Below are 16064 nucleotides of genomic sequence, written 5' to 3' on the forward strand. Positions count from 1 at the left end.
CCAGTCTCCCTCGGCCGTTCCGCCTTATGACAGCCCTTCGCAGAAGGCCTTGATCCGGGCGCAGGCCTCGGTCAGGGCCGCGTCCGATGTAGCGTAGCTGATGCGGAAATTCGGTGAAAGCCCGAAGGCCGCGCCGAAGACCACCGCGACGTTGTTTTCCTCCAAGAGCGCATTGGCGAAATCCTCGTCGCTCTCGATCTTGCGCCCGCCTGCGGAGGTCTTGCCGATGCAGTCCTTGATAGAGGGGTAGACGTAGAACGCGCCCTCGGGCGTCGGGCAGGAGATGCCGGGGCAGGCGTTGAGCCCGGCCACCACCAGATCGCGCCGCCGCTTGAAGGCGGTGCGGAAGGTGTCGATGAAATCCTGCGGGCCGTTCAGCGCCTCGACGGCGGCCCATTGCGAGATCGAGCAGGGGTTCGAGGTGGACTGGCTCTGCACCTTGCGCATCGCCGCAATCAGCTCTTTCGGGCCCGCCGCATAGCCGATCCGCCAGCCGGTCATGGCATAGGCCTTCGAGACGCCGTTGACCGTCAGCGTGCGGTCATAGAGCGCGGGCTCGACCTGCGCGGGCGTGGTGAATTCGAACCTGTCGAAGGTGAGATGTTCATACATGTCATCGGTCATCACCCAGACATGCGGGTGGCGCATCAGCACTTCGGTCAGCGCCTTGAGCTCCTCGCGGGAATAGGCCGCGCCCGAGGGGTTCGAAGGCGAGTTGAAGAGGAACCATTTGGTGTTCGGCGTGATCGCTGCTTCCAGCGCCTCGGGGCTGATCTTGTAGCCCATCGCGGGATCGCCCTGAACGAAGACGGGCGTGCCGCCGCCGATCAGCACCATATCCGGGTAGCTGACCCAGTACGGCGTCGGGATCACCACCTCGTCGCCGGGATTGAGCGTCGCCATCAGCGCGTTGAACAGCACCTGCTTGCCGCCCGAGGAGACGGAGACCTGCTCGGGCGTGTAGGACAGGCCGTTCTCGCGGGCGAACTTGGCACAGATCGCCTGTTTCAGCTCGGCGATGCCGTCGACGGCGGTGTATTTGGTCTTGCCTGCGTCGATCGCGGATTTCGCGGCGTCCTTGATCGACTCGGGGGTGTCGAAATCGGGCTCGCCCGCCGAAAGGCCGATCACATCGCGGCCTTCGGCGCGCAATTCGGCCACCTTCCCGGTCATCGCGACCGTCGGCGAAGGTTTCACCCGTGCAAGCGTGTCGGAAAGGAATGCCATCGCGTCGCCCTTGATTTGTAACTCGTTCGGCAAACTTCTAGGCTCGGCACCAGAAGCGTTCAAGCGAAAGCGGGAGAGAGACATGGTCGACGATTGGTATGGCGAGGCGAGCGCAACGTTCGGCGACCGGCTTGCGGGCGCGCGCGAAGCGGCCGGGTTGAGCCAGGAGGATCTGGCAACGCAGCTGGGCGTCCGGCTCGAGACGCTGCAGGCCTGGGAAGAAGACGTGCTGGAGCCGCGCGCGAACCGGCTGCAGATGCTGTCGGGGATGCTCAACGTGACGCTGATGTGGCTGCTGACCGGATCGGGCGAGGGGCTTGACGGCCCGCCCGAACAGGGAGAAGAGGCACAGGCGGAACGCGCCCTCGTGCGCGAAATCCGGGAAGTGCGGTCCGGGCTCGAAGACCTCGATGTCCGGCTGGCACGGCTGGAGAAGCGCTTGGTGGCAGGAGAGAGTTGATGACAGAGACGCGAGAGGCGCGGCTGAAACGGATGAAGATGCGCAGCTGGCGGCGCGGGATCAAGGAAATGGACCTGATCCTCGGGCCTTACGCCGATGCGTGCCTGCCCGATCTCGATGCCGCCACTCTCGATCTCTATGACCAGCTTCTCGAAGAGAACGATCAGGACCTGTATCCGTGGGTCTCGGGCGCGCAGCCTTGCCCGCCGAAATACCTCGATTTGCTCTCCGTAATCGGCCAATTCGCCCGCGAGCGGCACATTACGAAAACCTGAAGACGGCGCGGAAGCCCCGGATTTCATAGGGTTTTGCGCGAATTTTCGGAGAATTCGGGCCGCTTAACGGTATCTTTGCCATTTCCCGCCACTGTCCTGCGTCAGGGGCAGCGAAACTGGCGGAGAATGCTATGACCGTGCAGAAATCTGCAAGCGACATGACGCCCGTCCCGGCGACGCCGGGGCTGATGGCGGGATACTTGGACAGCCTCTCGCTGCTGGAGCGGCTGCATCGCTTGCTGCTCGACGTCATCAAGGACGAGTTCGAGCGGCTGGGCATCCTCGAGATCAACCCGGTGCAGGCGCTGTTGCTGTTCAACGTGGGCGAGAACGAGGTGACCGCGGGGGAGCTGAAAACCCGCGGCTATTATCAGGGCTCGAACGTCTCCTATAATCTCAAGAAGCTGGTGGAGGCGGGCTACATGCACCATCAGCGCTGCGAGATAGATCGCCGCTCGGTGCGGGTGCGCCTGACTGCGAAAGGGCGCGAGCTGCGCGAGAACGTGGCGACCCTGTTCGAGCGGCACGCCTGCGGGATGGAGACGCGCGGCGTCATCACCTTCGATGCGATGGAGGAGATGAACCACACGCTGCGCCGGATGGAGCGCTACTGGACCGACCAGATTCGCTATATCTACTGACCTTCCGCGCCAGTCGCATCTCCGCGATGACGCCCGGTTCTTCTTGCCGCAGCGGCGTGGGGCGTGCTTCCTTGCCGTGACGATATGCGGCGAGGGACGCGCGATGAAACAGCTTGGACAAAAGGCGATGCGGGGGGCGATCCGGGTCGGCATGGCGGCGGCGCTGCCGATTGCGGGGCTCGCATGGTGGAAGCGCGACGAGATCGCCCGGCTGCGCGCGGTGAACCGCCTGTTCGAGCCCGACCGGATCGTCGGCAATTTCTCCAACATGCCTGCCTTGTTCCATTCGCGCGAGATTGCGCGTGGCGACGGGCCGGTGTCGGAGTTGGTCCACGGCACGGAGGAGGCGCTGCCCGAGGGCGTCGAAGATTGGATCGAGCGGCGCTGGGTCACCGCGCTGGTGAAGCTGCGCCATGGTCAGATCACCCATGAACGCTATTTCCGCGGGACCGCGCCGGAAGATCTGCGCATCTCCTGGTCGATGGCGAAGAGCTTCCTCTCGGCCACGCTGGGCATCCTGCACCATCAGGGCGTGATCCCCGATCTCGACGCGCCGCTCACCCGCTTTGCGCCGCAGCTGAAGGGCTCGGGCTATGAGGGCGTGTCGATCCGCGATGCGCTGGTGATGTCCTCGGGCGTGGCCTTCAACGAGGACTATCTGGATTTCCATTCGGATATCAACAAGATGGGCCGTGTTCTCGCGATGGGCCGGTCGATGGACGCCTTCGCCGCCTCGCTCAAGATCCGCGAGGCGGAGCCGGGCGCGCGGATGCTCTATGTCTCGATCGACACGCATGTTCTGGGCATGGTGATCGCCGGCGCGACCGGGGCCGATCCGGCGGAGGTGATGCGCGAATTGCTGATCGCACCGATGGGGCTGGAGGCCGCGCCGGTGATGCTGACCGACGGGTTGGGCGTCAGCTTCGTCCTTGGCGGGCTGAACCTGCGGACGCGGGACTATGCGCGCTTCGGCCAGATGTTCCTGCAAAAGGGCTTCTGGAACGGGCGTCAGATCGTGCCCGAGGACTGGGTTGCGCAATCCACCGCGCTGCAGGCGCCGAAGGGCGAGGGCTACGGCTACCAATGGTGGGTACCCGTCGATACGGCGGAGCACGGCGGCGATTATTTCGCGCGCGGCATCTATGGCCAGCATATCTATGTCAGCCCCGCGACCGACACGGTGATCGCGCTCAACGCCGCCGACTGGCGTTTCAAGGAGGAGGGCGTCGAGGAGGAAAATCTTGCCATGTTGCGCCGCATCGCAGAGGTTTCCTGAAAGGGAGGGCCGCGCGATGCAGATGTATGAGGCGATCAACGTGCTGGGGGGTACATTGCAGCCCTGTTCGCTCAAGCCCCGAACCGGTTTTTTCCGCGATGGCAGCTGCAACACCTGCTGGGAGGATAGCGGCTCGCATACGGTCTGCGCGGTGATGACGGCGGAGTTTCTCGCCTTCTCGAAATATCTCGGCAATGATCTGAGCACGCCGCGTCCGGAATATGATTTTCCGGGGCTGAAACCGGGCGACCAATGGTGCCTGTGCGCCTCGCGTTTCTTGCAGGCGGTGCAGGAGGGCTGCGCGCCCGAGGTGATGCTGGCTTCGACGCATCGCGATGCGCTGCGGGTGGTGCCGTTCAAGATGCTGGCCGATCATGCCGCCGAGAAGAAGGGCGGGAAGGGCTGAGCCTCAGTCCGTCGCGCCGCCCACCGGCACCCAGAGCACATCCTCGATTTTCGGCGCGCCGGTCGCGAGCATCACCAGCCGGTCGAAGCCAAGCGCGATGCCGGACGCCTCGGGCATGATCTCGAGGGCGGCGAGGAAATCTTCGTCGATCGGGTAACGCTCGCCGTAGAGTTCTTCCTTCAGATCCATATCGCCCTCGAAGCGGCGACGCTGTTCGGCCGGATCGGTCAGCTCGCCGAAACCATTCGCGAGTTCGACCCCGCAGGCGTAAAGCTCGAACCGTTCGGCGACGCGACCGTCATCCGGGGTAGGGCGGGCCAGCGCGGCCTCGGCCAGCGGATAGCGGTCCAGAATCGTCGCGCGGCCGTGGCCCAGATGCGGCTCGACCTTCGCGACCAGCAGTTTCGAGACGATGTCCGACCAGCTATCCGCGTCGGCCACTGCAAAGCCGATCACCTCGCATTGCGCGCGCAGGGCTTCCGCGTCGGTCTTGGCCCCGTCGCAGGTGGCGAGCAGGTCGATCCCGGCATGGCGCTGGAAGGCGTCCGCGACCGACAGTCGTTCGGGTTCGGCGAAGGGATCGCATTCGTCGGTGCCATAGCGCAGCACCGTCGATCCCGCGGCCTTGGCCGCCAGCCGCAGCATCGCCGCGCAATCGGCCATCAGCGCGGTATAGTCTTCGCCCGCGCGATACCATTCCAGCATGGTGAATTCGGGCGAATGCCGCTTGCCCGCCTCGCGGTTGCGCCAGACATGGGCGAAGGCGGCGATGCGCCGCTCGCCCGCCGCCAGCAGCTTCTTCATCGCGAATTCGGGCGAGGTGTGCAGGTACATCCGGCGCGCCTCACCGTCATTGCCGATCATGTCGGTGGCGAAGGCGTGCAGATGCGCCTCGTTGCCAGGGGAGACCTGCAGCGCGCAGGGATCGACCTCGACGAAATCCTCCGCCGCCAGCCAGCCGCGGATCGCCGCCTGAATGCGGTTGCGCGCGAGAAGGGCGGGGCGGCGGTCGGCGTGGCGCTCGGGCGTCCAGAACGGGGGCATGACAGGCCTTTCAGGCTGGAAATCGGGGCGCAAATGGTTTAGGCGCTCTGCAATCCGGGCGCCAGAGCCTGTTTTATCCGAATTCAAAGGGGTCCTTTCATGGCGAAAGTCATCGCTTCCTCTGTCCGCAAGGGCAACGTGCTTGAAATCGACGACAAGCTTTACGTCGTGATCACCGCGCAGAACATCCATCCCGGCAAGGGCACGCCTGTCACGCAGGTTGATATGCGCCGTATCTCGGACGGCACGAAGGTGTCCGAGCGTTGGCGCACGACCGAGCAGGTCGAGCGCGCCCATGTCGAAGAGCGCGAATACGATTTCCTCTATGAGGACGGCGAAGGCTATCACTTCATGGACCCCGAGACCTATGAGCAGCTTGCGGTGCAGGAAGACGTGATCGGCGACGCGAAGGTGTTCCTGCGCGACGGCATCCGCGTTCACCTCAAGACCTTCCAGGAGAACGCGATCGCGATCGACCTGCCGCAGAAGGTCACGGTCGAAGTCGAAGAGACCGAGCCGGTCGTGAAGGGTCAGACCGCGTCGTCGAGCTACAAGCCCTCGATCTGCACCGGCGGGATCCGCGTGATGGTGCCGCCGCATATCGGCGTGGGCACGCGCATCGTGATCAACACCGAAGACACCACCTATGTGGAGCGCGCGAAGGACTGATCCGCGCCGCGATCTTATGAAAAAGGCGCCCCGCGGGGCGCCTTTTTTGTTTGCGGATTGGGTCGGTCAGGCGGGGCGTTGCGTGGCGCGCGCAGGCCAGACCTCCAGCAGGCCAGCGCCCAGCACCAGCGCGCCGCCTGCGATCTCCAGCGCGGCAAGCCGTTCGCCCGCGATCAGCGCGGCGGAGACCGCGCCGACGAGCACCTCGCTCATCAGCAAGATCCCGATCCGTGCTGGTTCGAGCCGCACGGTCGCCCACATCAGCGCTGCGGTTGCAGCCCCCCACCAGAACACCCCGGCGGCACCGATCAGTCCAACCGACGCGGCCCAATCGACCCCGCTCGCGGGCAGCGGCGCAAGGAACGGCGCGAGGCAAAGCGCGGTGAGGGCCGCGCCGAGCGCGAAGACGAAGGTGGCGGGGCCGGGGGAGAGCGTCGATCTGGTGCGCATCCCCGTTGTCGCGACCGACCAGATCACGCCGCCAACGAGCGTCATCCATTCTCCCAAGCTGCTGGGTAGCGGCAGGCCACCGCTTGCGCCCAGCATCAGGCCGAGCCCCGCGAGTCCGATGAAGATCGCGGCCAGTCGCAGGCGCGAGACCGGCCAGCCCAGCACGAACCGCCCGATCAGCACCGACCAGACCGGGGTAAGAAACCACAGCAGGATCACCAGCGCGACGCGGCCATAGAGAAAGCCGATCGAATAGAGCGCAAAGGCCGCCCCGCCAAGCGCGACCGAGATCAGCGCGGCTGGCGTGGCGGCGGCGAGTTCGCAGCGCTTGGTCCAGGCGATGGGCGCAAGGGCCACGCAGGCGACCAGGGTGATCGCGACCGTGCCCCAAGCGCCCGCCAGGCCGTGCCCGTCGAGCGCGCGCACCGGGAGCCAGTAAAGCCCCCAGAGCGCGCCCGTGATCAGCGTGATCGCGCTGGCGATGACGGTGACACGGGCCTCGCTCACCCTTTGATCCGTTCGACCCACGCTTCGAGGGCCGCAAGCGACTCGGGTTCGTCGAGGAAGGGGATATGGGCGCGGTCGGCGACGCGCGCATAGATCATGTCCGGGCGGCGGCGCTGCATCTCGTCCACCGTGGCGTCGGTCAGCAGATCGGAATTCGCGCCGTGGGTCAGGACGATCGGCAGTCCCTCGGTTGCCTCGAAGAGCGGCCAGGCTGGCTCCACGCCGCCCTTGAAGGCGCCGAGGAAAGCATCGCGCAGGGCCGGGTCGTAATTGATCTTCAACCCGTCATCGGTCTCTACGTAATGGTGGCGGACCTCCATCGCCCAGCGATTGGGCGGCACCTTGTCGAAACCGATCATCGCCTCGGGCAGCTTTTCAGCCATTTCCGCATAGCTCTTCGCCGCCGGGTTGCGCCCGATATAGTCGAAGATCTTGTTCAGCCCTTTCTCGTCGAGGACAGGTCCGACATCGTTCAGCGCGAGCCCGGTCATGCGCTCTTTCGCGGTCAGCGCGAGATACATCCCCACGAGCCCCCCGCGCGACGTGCCGAGGATCGCGGCTTTCTCGATCCCCAGATGGTCGAGCAGCTGCAGCGCATCCGCCGCTTCGCGCGGCACGGTATAGGTTTTCTCGCCGGTCCAGTCGCTCTCGCCGCGGCCGCGATAGTCCATGCAGATCAGCCGCACGTCCTTGAGATGCGGCGCGACGTAGTCGAAGTCGCGGGTGTTTCGCGTCAGCCCGGACAGGGCCAAGACCGGCACGCCGCTGCCACTGTCGCGATAGGCGATCTTCGCGCCATCATCCGCGGTAAAGAATTCCATTACGCCGCTCCTCTCTGGATTGCTGACCTGTCAGCGATCATAGTGCGTTAGAGGGAGATCGCCATGGCTGACACGCTGGAAAGATTACACGAAAGACTGAGTGCGCTCGAAGACGAAATCGAAGCGGAATGGGAGCGCAGGCGCGAGGCGATGGCGTTCCGGCTCGATCACAACCGGGTGGTGTTCGAGGCGGGCGTGCGCGATGCGCATCGGCGCGCGCGGGTAGGGCTTTTGCGTTTCCTGTCCTATGCGCGCCCGATGGTCATTCTGACCGCCCCGGTGATCTATTCGCTGATCGTGCCCTTCGTGCTGCTCGACCTTTTCGTGAGCCTCTATCAGGCGATCTGTTTTCCGATCTACCGCATCGCCAAGGTGAAGCGTGCCGATCATATCGTGGTCGACCGTCAGCATCTGGCCTATCTCAACGCGCTGCAGAAGCTGAACTGCGTCTATTGCGGCTATTGCAACGGGCTTCTGAGCTATGTGCGCGAGATCGCGGGCCGAACCGAGCAATTCTGGTGCCCGATCAAGCACGCGCATCGGGTGAAGGGGCCGCATCTGCGCTACCGCGATTTCGTGGAATACACGGATGCGGAAGGGTTTCAGGCGCAGACGGTGCGGTTGCGGCGCGCGCTGCGCGAGATGGACGAGTGAGCGCCTCTCAGATGTGGTCGGGCACCGCGCGCAGGTCCGTCAGGATCGCCGCCGGTTTGTAGGACAGGCGCTCGACCGGGGCGCCCGCGCGGTTGACCCAAAGGACGTGGAAGCCCGCCTTGGCCGCGCCCGCCGCATCCCAGCCGTTCGACGAGACGAAGCAGGTCTTCTCCGGATCGACGCCCATCTTCTGCGCGATCATGTCGTAGACGGTGGCGCGCGGCTTGTAATGGCCGATCTCGTGGATCGAGAGCACTTCGTCGAGCAGATGCCCGACCCCGGCCGCATGGACCGCAGCCCCCAGCATGTCCGGCGCGCCGTTCGACAGGATCGCACGCCCCACACCGCGGTGGTGCAGCGCGTCGAGCATCTCGGGCACTTCGGGGAAGGCGGGCAATTCGCGGTAAAGCGCCATCAGCCGCTCGGCCAGATCGGGATCGTCGAGGTCCTGCGCCGCCATCGCCCAATCGAGCCCGTCGCGGGTCAGTTGCCAGAAATCGACGTAATCGCCCATCACTTCGCGCAGCCAGCTATATTCGAGCTGCTTGCGGCGCCAATCGGCGGCAAGGCGCGGCCAGATCTCGGTCAGGCGCGGCTCCTCGGCGGCCAGATTGCGCGCGGCGGCGTCGACGTCGAAGAGCGTGCCGTAGGCGTCGAAGACGCAAAGCTGAATGGACATGATATTTCCTCCCGAGCCTCACCCTAGCGTCGGCGGGGCCGGGTGCAAGGGTCAGTAGATGTCGCGCGAGGCTTGCGTCGCGGCGCGCAGTCCTTCGGCCAGACGCTCGGCAAAGCCGTTGTCGCGCAGAGTGGTCAGGCCCTTCGCTGTCGTGCCCGCGTAGTCGATCATCTCCTGCACATGGGCCTGAGGGGTCGGGCCCTCGGCCATCATCTGCCCGGCGGAGAGGAATAGCTGGCGCACGGCGCGATCGGCGATCTCGGACGGAACGCCCTGATCTTCGGCATGACGCGCCATCGCGGCGGCGCAGGCCGCGATGAAGCCCGGCACTGGGCCGGTCATCGCGGTGAAGAGGTCGATCTGAGGCTCGTCGTGCAGCTCGTCCGTCTGCCCGCAGGCCTCAAAAATGGCGCGAGTGCGGGCGCGGTCGTCCTCGGTCACGGCATCGCTCGCGATCCATGGGCTATAGGCGAGGCCCATCGCGGCAGCCGGGCTCGACATGGCGCGGATTACACGCGGGCTGGCGCTGATGCGGGTGAGCTCGGCCAGTGGCACGCCCGCCATGACGGAGATCACCAGCTTGTCCTTCGCGTCGATCGTGAGGTCTCTCGCTGCGGCGGGCGGCACGCAGAGGATCACCACGTCGCAAGCCTCTGCCAGCGCCTGCGGATCGGTCAGGACGTTCTCCGGCGTGAAGCCGTCAATGTCAGGCCGCGCGCCTGAGCGGTTGGCCATCAGAAGCGACTTGGGCTCCGCGCAACAGAGCGCCTCGGCAATCGCTGCGCCGAGCATTCCTGAGCCGATGATGCCGATGGAGAAATCGAGTGCCATGCGCGCCTCCCTGCGTGTTTGCGAAAGACTAACGCGGGGCAGGGGATGGGGGGAAGGGAGGGAATGGGTAGCAGGGCGCGCGGCGGCCCGTGGGGTGGCGCACCATGACTTTGGGGGCTGGGCACTTTATCCCAGCCACATTCTTCGCTTGTTTGAGCAGTGTGCGCGGGTGTCAATGCGCCAGCCCGTCGGTACGGGCCGGCGCGCGCCCTGCGGCTTCGCCGCGTTCCGGGCGCGGATCGTCCGCGCGAGCTTCTTACAGGTTCTCCGCCGCGGGCATGCCCATGACGTGATAGCCGCTATCGACCGAGATGATCTCGCCGGAGGTGCAAGCGCCGTATTCCGAGAGCAGATAGACAGCCGTGCCGCCGATCGCTTCCAGCGTCGCGTTATGGCGCAGGGGCGAATTGTGCTCGGTGTGGCGGAAGGTCTTGCGCGCGCCGCCGATGGCGGCACCGGCCAGCGTCTTCATCGGGCCGGGCGAGATCGCGTTCACGCGGATGCCGTCGGGGCCCAGATCGGCTGCCAGATAGCGCACCGCCGATTCCAGTGCCGCTTTCGCCACGCCCATCACGTTGTAATAGGGCGTCACGCGCTGCGAGCCCATATAGGTCAGCGTGATCATCGAGCCGCCTTCGTTCATCAGTTCCGAGGCGCGCTTGGCCACGTCGATGAAGCTGTAGCAGGAGATCGTCAGCGAGTTCTTGAAGTTCTCGCGGGTGGTGTTGATGAACCGGCCCGCAAGCTCGGACTTGTCGGAATAGGCGATGGCGTGAACGACGAAATCGATCGAGCCCCATTCCTCTTTCAGCTTGGCGAAGGCGGCGTCCATCGAGGCGTCGTCATTCACGTCCACATCCAGCAGGAATTTCGAGCCCACGCTCTCGGCCAGCGGTTCGACCCGCTTGCCGAAGGCTTCGCCCTGATAGGAGAACGCCAGTTCCGCGCCTTGCTCGGCCAGTGCCTTCGCGATCCCCCAAGCGATTGAGCGCTCGTTGGCGACCCCCATCACGAGGCCGCGCTTACCCTTCATCAGTTCCGCCATTCCCGTCCCTGCCGCCGTTTCTGTCGCCGTTTGTTCTTGCCGTTAGTCTCGATACTTGCTCATCACGAGCGACGCGTTGGTGCCGCCGAAGCCGAAGCTGTTCGAAAGGACCGAGTCGAACTCGACATTGTCGATCCGCTCCATCGCGATCTCTTCGGGTTTGATCTCCGGGTCGAGCTCGGTGATGTTGGCCGAGGCCGTGATGAAGTTGTTTTCCATCATCAGCAGCGAATAGATCGCCTCATGCACGCCGGTCGCGCCGAGCGAGTGCCCGGTGAGCGATTTGGTCGAGGAGATCTTCGGCACGTTTTCCTCGCCGAAGACGCGGCGCACGGCCTGCACTTCGGTCACGTCGCCTGCGGGCGTCGAGGTGCCATGCGCGTTGATGTAGGAAATCTTGCGGCCTTCCGGAAGGGTGCCGACCGCGAGCTTCATCGACCGCTCGCCGCCTTCGCCCGAGGGGGCCACCATGTCGTGGCCGTCCGAGGTCGCGCCGTAGCCGGTGACTTCCGCGTAGATCTTCGCGCCGCGCGCCTTGGCGTGCTCGAGTTCCTCCAGCACGACGACACCGCCGCCGCCTGCGATGACGAACCCGTCGCGGGTCGCGTCGAAGGCGCGCGAGGCCAGCTCGGGCGTGTCGTTATATTTCGACGACATCGCGCCCATCGCGTCGAACAGGCAGCTCAGCGTCCAGTCCAGCTCCTCGCCGCCGCCGGCGAAAACGATGTCCTGCTTGCCCATCTGGATCAGCTCGGTGCCGTTGCCGATGCAATGCGCCGAGGTCGAGCAGGCCGAGGTGATCGAGTAGTTCACGCCCTTGATCTTGAACGGCGTGGCCAGACAGGCCGAGTTCGTGGAGCTCATGCAGCGGGTGACCATGAACGGCCCCATCCGCTTGGGCGAGCCCTTCTCCATGACGATGCGATGCGCCTCGAAGAAGTTCGAGGTCGACGGACCGCCCGAGCCCATGATCAGGCCGCTGCGCGGGTTCGAGATGTCGCTCTCTTCCAGACCGCTATCGGCCAGAGCCTGCTCCATCGCGATGAAGTTATAGGCCGCACCCGGACCCATGAAGCGCAGGTTGCGCTTGTCGATATGGTCCTCGAGCGTGATCTTCGGCTGGCCTTTGACCTGGCTGCGGAAGCCGCGCTCGGCGTAATCCTCGGCGAATACGATGCCGGATTTGCCGGCCTTCAGGCTGGCGGTGACTTCTTCGGCATTGTTGCCGATGGGCGAGACGATGCCCAAACCGGTGATGACGACGCGGCGCATGCGGGCCTCCTGTCTTGTCTGTCTATGGGGGTCAGCTCTCGGAGAGCGCGACCTTCATGTCCTTGACCTCGTAGATCACGTCACCGTCGGCCTCGACGATCCCGTCGGCGACACCCATGGTCAGGCGACGGGTCTGAATGGCCTTGGTGAAATCGACCTTGTAGGTCAGCATTTTACGATCGGGGCGGACCATGCCGGTGAGCTTAACCTCGCCCACGCCAAGCGCATAGCCACGACCCTGCCAGCCACGCCAGCCCAGATTGAAGCCGGTCAGCTGCCACAACCCGTCGAGGCCGAGGCAGCCGGGCATGATCGGATTGCCGGGGAAATGGCATTCGAAGAACCACAGGTCCGGGGTGATGTCGAACTCAGCGACCACATGGCCCTTGCCGTGCTTGCCGCCATCGCCCGAGATGTCGGTGATGCGATCCATCATCAGCATCGGCGGCGCCGGAAGCTGCGCATTGCCGGGGCCAAACAGCTCCCCACGTGCGCATTTCAGAAGATCTTCTTTCCCGAAGCTCGTCGGAAACCCAGCCATCGGCGCTCCTTCCCGGTTTTGGCGTGCTTTTGCATCCCTCTATCACCGCGTGGCCGCGTGGCGCAAGGGCGACGGTGACAGGCCGCGCCCCTGCGCGGTTGCATTGAAACCTGAGTGGAAAAGTCTCATATAGGTAGCGAGGAGACATGACATGGCTGTGACGAATTCGACCGAACAGCGCCGCGGGCAGGACTGGCTGAGCCGTGGCGGGCTGCGCCCCACCCGTCAGCGACTGGCGCTGGCCACATTGCTCGTGGGCGATGGGGAAAATCGTCATGTCACGGCCGAAAGCCTCTACGCGGCCGCCTGCGATGCGGGCGAAAAGGTCTCGCTCGCCACCGTCTACAACACGCTCAAGGCGTTTTGCGATGCCGGGCTGATGCATGAGATAACGGTGGATGGCGCGCGGAGCTATTTCGACACGCGCATGGACGATCATCCGCATTTCTTCTGGGAAGACGACAACCGCCTGTCGGATGCCCCGGCCGAGGAGTTAAAACTCGCCTCGATCCCGCAGGCTCCTGAGGGCGCCGAGATCACCCGCGTCGACGTGGTGATCCGCGTCCGCAAGGCCTGATTGCGGCTTCCTCTTGGCGAAAATATCCCGGGGTGAATGGCCGCAGGCCAGAGGGGCAGAGCCCCTTTTTTCTTGTTTCGTCGCCCTCCGGCGACGGGGGGCAGAGCCCCTAAACCTCACGGCAGGATCGCGAGCCACCCCCAGATCGTCAGAATCGACAGCGCCGTCGCGATCAGCACGGCCGAGGCCGCGACCCTGCGCGCCACCCCGTAGATATTCGCAAAGAGATAGGCGTTGACCCCCGGCGCCATCGCCGCCGTCAGCGTGGCCGAACGCAGAGCGGTCGTGTCCACCTTGAAGGCGAAATGCGCGAGGCCATAGGTGATCGCCGGATGCAGCATCAGCGACAGGCCCGTGACCATCGCGATGGCCTTCGCATCGCCCTCGGGACGATAGCGATAGAGCACGCCCCCTAACCCGAACAGCGCCGCAGGCAGTGCTGCGCGCGCCATCATATCCATCCCCTCGCGGATCGGATGGGGCAGGGGCTGGCCCGTCAGCGTGGTGAGGATCTTGATCGCGAAGCCCGTCAGGATGCCGATCACCAGCGGGGTCCGCAGCACGCCGATCAGTGCGTTGAGCCCGACGCGCCCCAGCGACGTGCCGGTGCCCGACGAGCGCACCATCTCCATCGCGAGAATGCCGATCGTGTAGAGGAAGGGCGAGTGCACCGAGATGATCGCGAAATTGCCCGACAGCGCATCGGTGCCGTAAGCGCGCTCGGTGATCGGCACGCCCAGCAGAAGCGAATTCGAGAACAGGCAGGCGAAACCGATGGCGACGCTCTCCGGGCCGTTGCGCCCCATCGCGCGCGCGCCGGTGATCCCGATCGCGAAGGAGATCAGCGCGCCCGCGTAGAAAGCCGCCATCATCGCCCAGTTGTAGCTCTGCGTCAGGTCCAGATTGGCGATCGAGCGCGCCAGCAGCACCGGCACGGCGAAGTTCTGCGCGAACCGCATCAGCCCGTCGATTGCACCCTCGGAGAACAGCCCGCGCCAGGCCACGACATAGCCGAAGCCGATGACGAGGAAGACCGGCAGGATGACGTCGATCAGAACGCTCATCAGAGACCGAAATCCAGAACCATCCCGTCATGGGCAGGGCGAATGTGATCCGGCGTTTCCTCGGCGACGGTGTCGTGGTCGAGGTCGATATGCATGTTGGTCAGCACCGCGCTTGCGGGCTGCGCACGCTCGATCCATTCCAGTGCGCGGGCCAGATGCGCGTGGGTGGGGTGCGGCGTGCGGCGCAGCGCGTCGAGCACCCAGCAATCGAGGCCTTCGAGATAGGCCCATGCCTCATCGGGGATGTCCGAGACGTCCGGCAGATAGGCCAGCCCGCCGATCCGGAAGCCGAGCGCGTCGATATTGCCATGCTCGACGCGGAAGGGCTGAAACTCGATCGAGCCGCCCGCGCCAGTGATCTGGAAGGGCCGCTCGCGATGGATCGATTTCAGCTCGCAGATCGGTTTGTAATTGCTGTCCGAGGGCTGGACGAAGGCATAGGCGAAACGGTCCAGAAGCGCGGCCTCGGTATCAGCATCGGCCCAGACGGGCAGGCGGGTGCGCATGTTGAAGACGATCTGGCGCAGATCGTCGAGCCCGTGGACGTGATCGGCATGGCTATGGGTGTAGACCACCGCATCCAGCTCGCCGACGCCCGCGGTCAGCAGCTGCTGGCGCATGTCGGGCGTGGTGTCGATCAGGACCCGCGTCGTGCCCGATTGCGAGACCCGCTCGACCAGCATCGAACAGCGCAGCCGGTGGTTCTTCGGGTTCGCCGGGTCGCACTCGCCCCAGTTATTGCCAAGGCGCGGCACTCCCCCCGAGGAGCCGCAACCGAGGATCGTGAAGCGCATCCGACTCATGCAGCGATGCTCCCGCGCTCGCCATGTTCGGCGGCTTTCCAGAACAGGCGGTCGAAATTGGCCTGCGTCGCGGCGGCGAATTCCTCCAGCGGCAGGCCGAAGACATCGGCGCCGACCTTGGCGGTGTGGGCGGTATAGGCGGGCTCGTTGCGCTTGCCGCGATAGGGCGGCGGCGCGAGATAGGGGCTGTCGGTTTCCACGAGGATCCGCTCGAGCGGCGCGGCGGCGAAGATGTCGCGCACTTCCTGGCTTTTCGGGAAGGTCGCGATGCCCGACATCGACAGGTAAAAGCCAAGATCGACCGAGACCTGCGCGAGGCGCGGCCCCGACGAATAGCAATGCATGACGCAAGTATAGGGCTTGGCTTTCATCCCCTCGGTCAGGATTGCTTCCATGTCCTCATCGGCATCGCGCGAATGGATGACCAGCGGCAGGCCGGTCTCTTGGGCTGCTTCGATATGCAGGCGCAGAGAGGTTTTCTGCACCTCGGCGCTCTCGGCGGTGTAGTGATAGTCGAGGCCGGTCTCGCCGATGCCGACGAATTTCGGGTGTTTCGCCAGTGCCACCAGCTCGTCCACCGTGGCCATCGGTTCTTCGGCCACGCTCATCGGGTGGGTGCCTGCAGCGTAGAAGACGCCGCGATGCGCCTCGGCGATGGCACGCACGGATGGCTCGTTCTTCAGCTTGGTGCAGATCGTCACCATCCGCGTCACTCCGGCGGCATTGGCGCGGGCGATGATATCATCGCGCTCACCGTCGAAATCCGGGAAATCGAGATGGCAATGGCTGTCTGTGATCTCGGGCGGGAGGGTCAAAATCGGC

General features: G+C 65.0%; 20 protein-coding genes. 8 read left to right on the forward strand and 12 right to left on the reverse strand.

Annotated elements, in window-relative coordinates:
* Nucleotides 1-24: 24 nt before the first annotated feature.
* Complete coding sequence (locus BMI85_RS13385) at nt 25-1227, reverse strand: pyridoxal phosphate-dependent aminotransferase (protein ID WP_078601649.1); 1203 nt, start codon at nt 1225-1227, stop codon at nt 25-27.
* A gap of 82 nt (nt 1228-1309) precedes the next feature.
* Between BMI85_RS13385 and BMI85_RS13390 the strand changes: the two genes are divergently transcribed.
* The 5 genes from BMI85_RS13390 to BMI85_RS13410 all read left to right on the forward strand — a co-directional run bounded on the left by BMI85_RS13390 (nt 1310) and on the right by BMI85_RS13410 (nt 4285).
* Entirely contained in the window at nt 1310-1687 is a 378-nt protein-coding gene (locus tag BMI85_RS13390; protein ID WP_078601650.1) for a helix-turn-helix transcriptional regulator, read from the forward strand.
* A complete protein-coding gene (locus tag BMI85_RS13395) occupies nt 1687-1962 on the forward strand; it encodes a succinate dehydrogenase assembly factor 2 (protein ID WP_078601651.1) in 276 nt (91 codons plus the stop codon). Before BMI85_RS13390 ends, BMI85_RS13395 begins: the two co-directional genes overlap by 1 nt.
* Nucleotides 1963-2120: 158 nt before the next feature.
* Nucleotides 2121-2603 (forward strand): winged helix DNA-binding protein, encoded by a 483-nt coding sequence (locus BMI85_RS13400; RefSeq protein WP_093477043.1) that lies wholly within the window; start codon nt 2121-2123, stop codon nt 2601-2603.
* 103 nt (nt 2604-2706) lie between these two features.
* Nucleotides 2707-3879, forward strand: a complete 1173-nt coding sequence (locus BMI85_RS13405) for a serine hydrolase (RefSeq protein WP_143595084.1) — start codon at nt 2707-2709, stop codon at nt 3877-3879.
* 16 nt (nt 3880-3895) lie between these two features.
* On the forward strand, nt 3896-4285 hold the full coding sequence (locus tag BMI85_RS13410) for a DUF2237 domain-containing protein (RefSeq protein ID WP_078547997.1): 390 nt from the start codon (nt 3896-3898) through the stop codon (nt 4283-4285).
* Nucleotides 4286-4288: 3 nt separating this feature from the next.
* On the opposite strand, the gene epmA is transcribed toward BMI85_RS13410, so the two are convergent.
* Nucleotides 4289-5329, reverse strand: coding sequence for an EF-P lysine aminoacylase EpmA (gene epmA, locus BMI85_RS13415; protein WP_078601652.1), 1041 nt, complete (start codon nt 5327-5329; stop codon nt 4289-4291).
* A 99-nt stretch (nt 5330-5428) separates the two neighbouring features.
* Here epmA and efp point away from each other — a divergent pair, with 99 nt between their 5' ends.
* Nucleotides 5429-5998 carry an elongation factor P gene (gene efp / locus BMI85_RS13420; protein ID WP_075776922.1) on the forward strand — a complete coding sequence of 190 codons (570 nt, stop codon included), beginning with the start codon at nt 5429-5431 and terminating at the stop codon, nt 5996-5998.
* A 66-nt stretch (nt 5999-6064) separates the two neighbouring features.
* Here efp and BMI85_RS13425 read toward each other — a convergent pair whose 3' ends face one another.
* Nucleotides 6065-6955 (reverse strand): DMT family transporter, encoded by an 891-nt coding sequence (locus BMI85_RS13425; protein ID WP_078601653.1) that lies wholly within the window; start codon nt 6953-6955, stop codon nt 6065-6067.
* Entirely contained in the window at nt 6952-7776 is an 825-nt protein-coding gene (locus BMI85_RS13430) for an alpha/beta hydrolase (RefSeq protein ID WP_078601654.1), read from the reverse strand. Before BMI85_RS13430 ends, BMI85_RS13425 begins: the two co-directional genes overlap by 4 nt.
* Nucleotides 7777-7839: 63 nt before the next feature.
* Between BMI85_RS13430 and BMI85_RS13435 the strand changes: the two genes are divergently transcribed.
* A complete protein-coding gene (locus BMI85_RS13435) occupies nt 7840-8430 on the forward strand; it encodes a hypothetical protein (protein ID WP_078601655.1) in 591 nt (196 codons plus the stop codon).
* Between the two features lie 7 nt (nt 8431-8437).
* Here BMI85_RS13435 and BMI85_RS13440 read toward each other — a convergent pair whose 3' ends face one another.
* The 5 genes from BMI85_RS13440 to fabA all read right to left on the reverse strand — a co-directional run bounded on the left by BMI85_RS13440 (nt 8438) and on the right by fabA (nt 12798).
* Nucleotides 8438-9109: a haloacid dehalogenase type II gene (locus BMI85_RS13440; protein WP_078601656.1), complete on the reverse strand. Its 672-nt coding sequence runs from the start codon at nt 9107-9109 to the stop codon at nt 8438-8440.
* 51 nt (nt 9110-9160) lie between these two features.
* Nucleotides 9161-9940, reverse strand: coding sequence for a pyrroline-5-carboxylate reductase dimerization domain-containing protein (locus BMI85_RS13445; protein WP_078601657.1), 780 nt, complete (start codon nt 9938-9940; stop codon nt 9161-9163).
* Nucleotides 9941-10196: 256 nt separating this feature from the next.
* Nucleotides 10197-10985 carry an SDR family oxidoreductase gene (locus tag BMI85_RS13450; protein ID WP_078520238.1) on the reverse strand — a complete coding sequence of 263 codons (789 nt, stop codon included), beginning with the start codon at nt 10983-10985 and terminating at the stop codon, nt 10197-10199.
* 42 nt (nt 10986-11027) lie between these two features.
* Nucleotides 11028-12257, reverse strand: coding sequence for a beta-ketoacyl-ACP synthase I (gene fabB, locus BMI85_RS13455; protein ID WP_078520237.1), 1230 nt, complete (start codon nt 12255-12257; stop codon nt 11028-11030).
* A gap of 31 nt (nt 12258-12288) precedes the next feature.
* Nucleotides 12289-12798: a bifunctional 3-hydroxydecanoyl-ACP dehydratase/trans-2-decenoyl-ACP isomerase gene (gene fabA, locus BMI85_RS13460; protein ID WP_078520236.1), complete on the reverse strand. Its 510-nt coding sequence runs from the start codon at nt 12796-12798 to the stop codon at nt 12289-12291.
* A 151-nt stretch (nt 12799-12949) separates the two neighbouring features.
* Here fabA and irrA point away from each other — a divergent pair, with 151 nt between their 5' ends.
* Nucleotides 12950-13375: an iron response transcriptional regulator IrrA gene (gene irrA, locus BMI85_RS13465; RefSeq protein WP_078520235.1), complete on the forward strand. Its 426-nt coding sequence runs from the start codon at nt 12950-12952 to the stop codon at nt 13373-13375.
* A 116-nt stretch (nt 13376-13491) separates the two neighbouring features.
* Here irrA and BMI85_RS13470 read toward each other — a convergent pair whose 3' ends face one another.
* From BMI85_RS13470 to BMI85_RS13480, 3 genes are read right to left on the reverse strand one after another with little or no spacing between them, the layout of a single operon-like run.
* Nucleotides 13492-14439, reverse strand: a complete 948-nt coding sequence (locus BMI85_RS13470) for an AEC family transporter (RefSeq protein ID WP_078601658.1) — start codon at nt 14437-14439, stop codon at nt 13492-13494.
* Nucleotides 14439-15242 (reverse strand): MBL fold metallo-hydrolase, encoded by an 804-nt coding sequence (locus tag BMI85_RS13475; protein WP_078601659.1) that lies wholly within the window; start codon nt 15240-15242, stop codon nt 14439-14441. The genes BMI85_RS13470 and BMI85_RS13475 overlap by 1 nt, the downstream gene beginning before the upstream one ends.
* Nucleotides 15239-16057, reverse strand: coding sequence for a TatD family hydrolase (locus BMI85_RS13480; RefSeq protein WP_078601660.1), 819 nt, complete (start codon nt 16055-16057; stop codon nt 15239-15241). Before BMI85_RS13480 ends, BMI85_RS13475 begins: the two co-directional genes overlap by 4 nt.
* Between the last annotated feature and the right edge of the window lie 7 nt (nt 16058-16064).

This window comes from Thioclava sp. DLFJ4-1 (assembly GCF_002020145.1).
Taxonomy (GTDB): domain Bacteria; phylum Pseudomonadota; class Alphaproteobacteria; order Rhodobacterales; family Rhodobacteraceae; genus Thioclava; species Thioclava sediminum.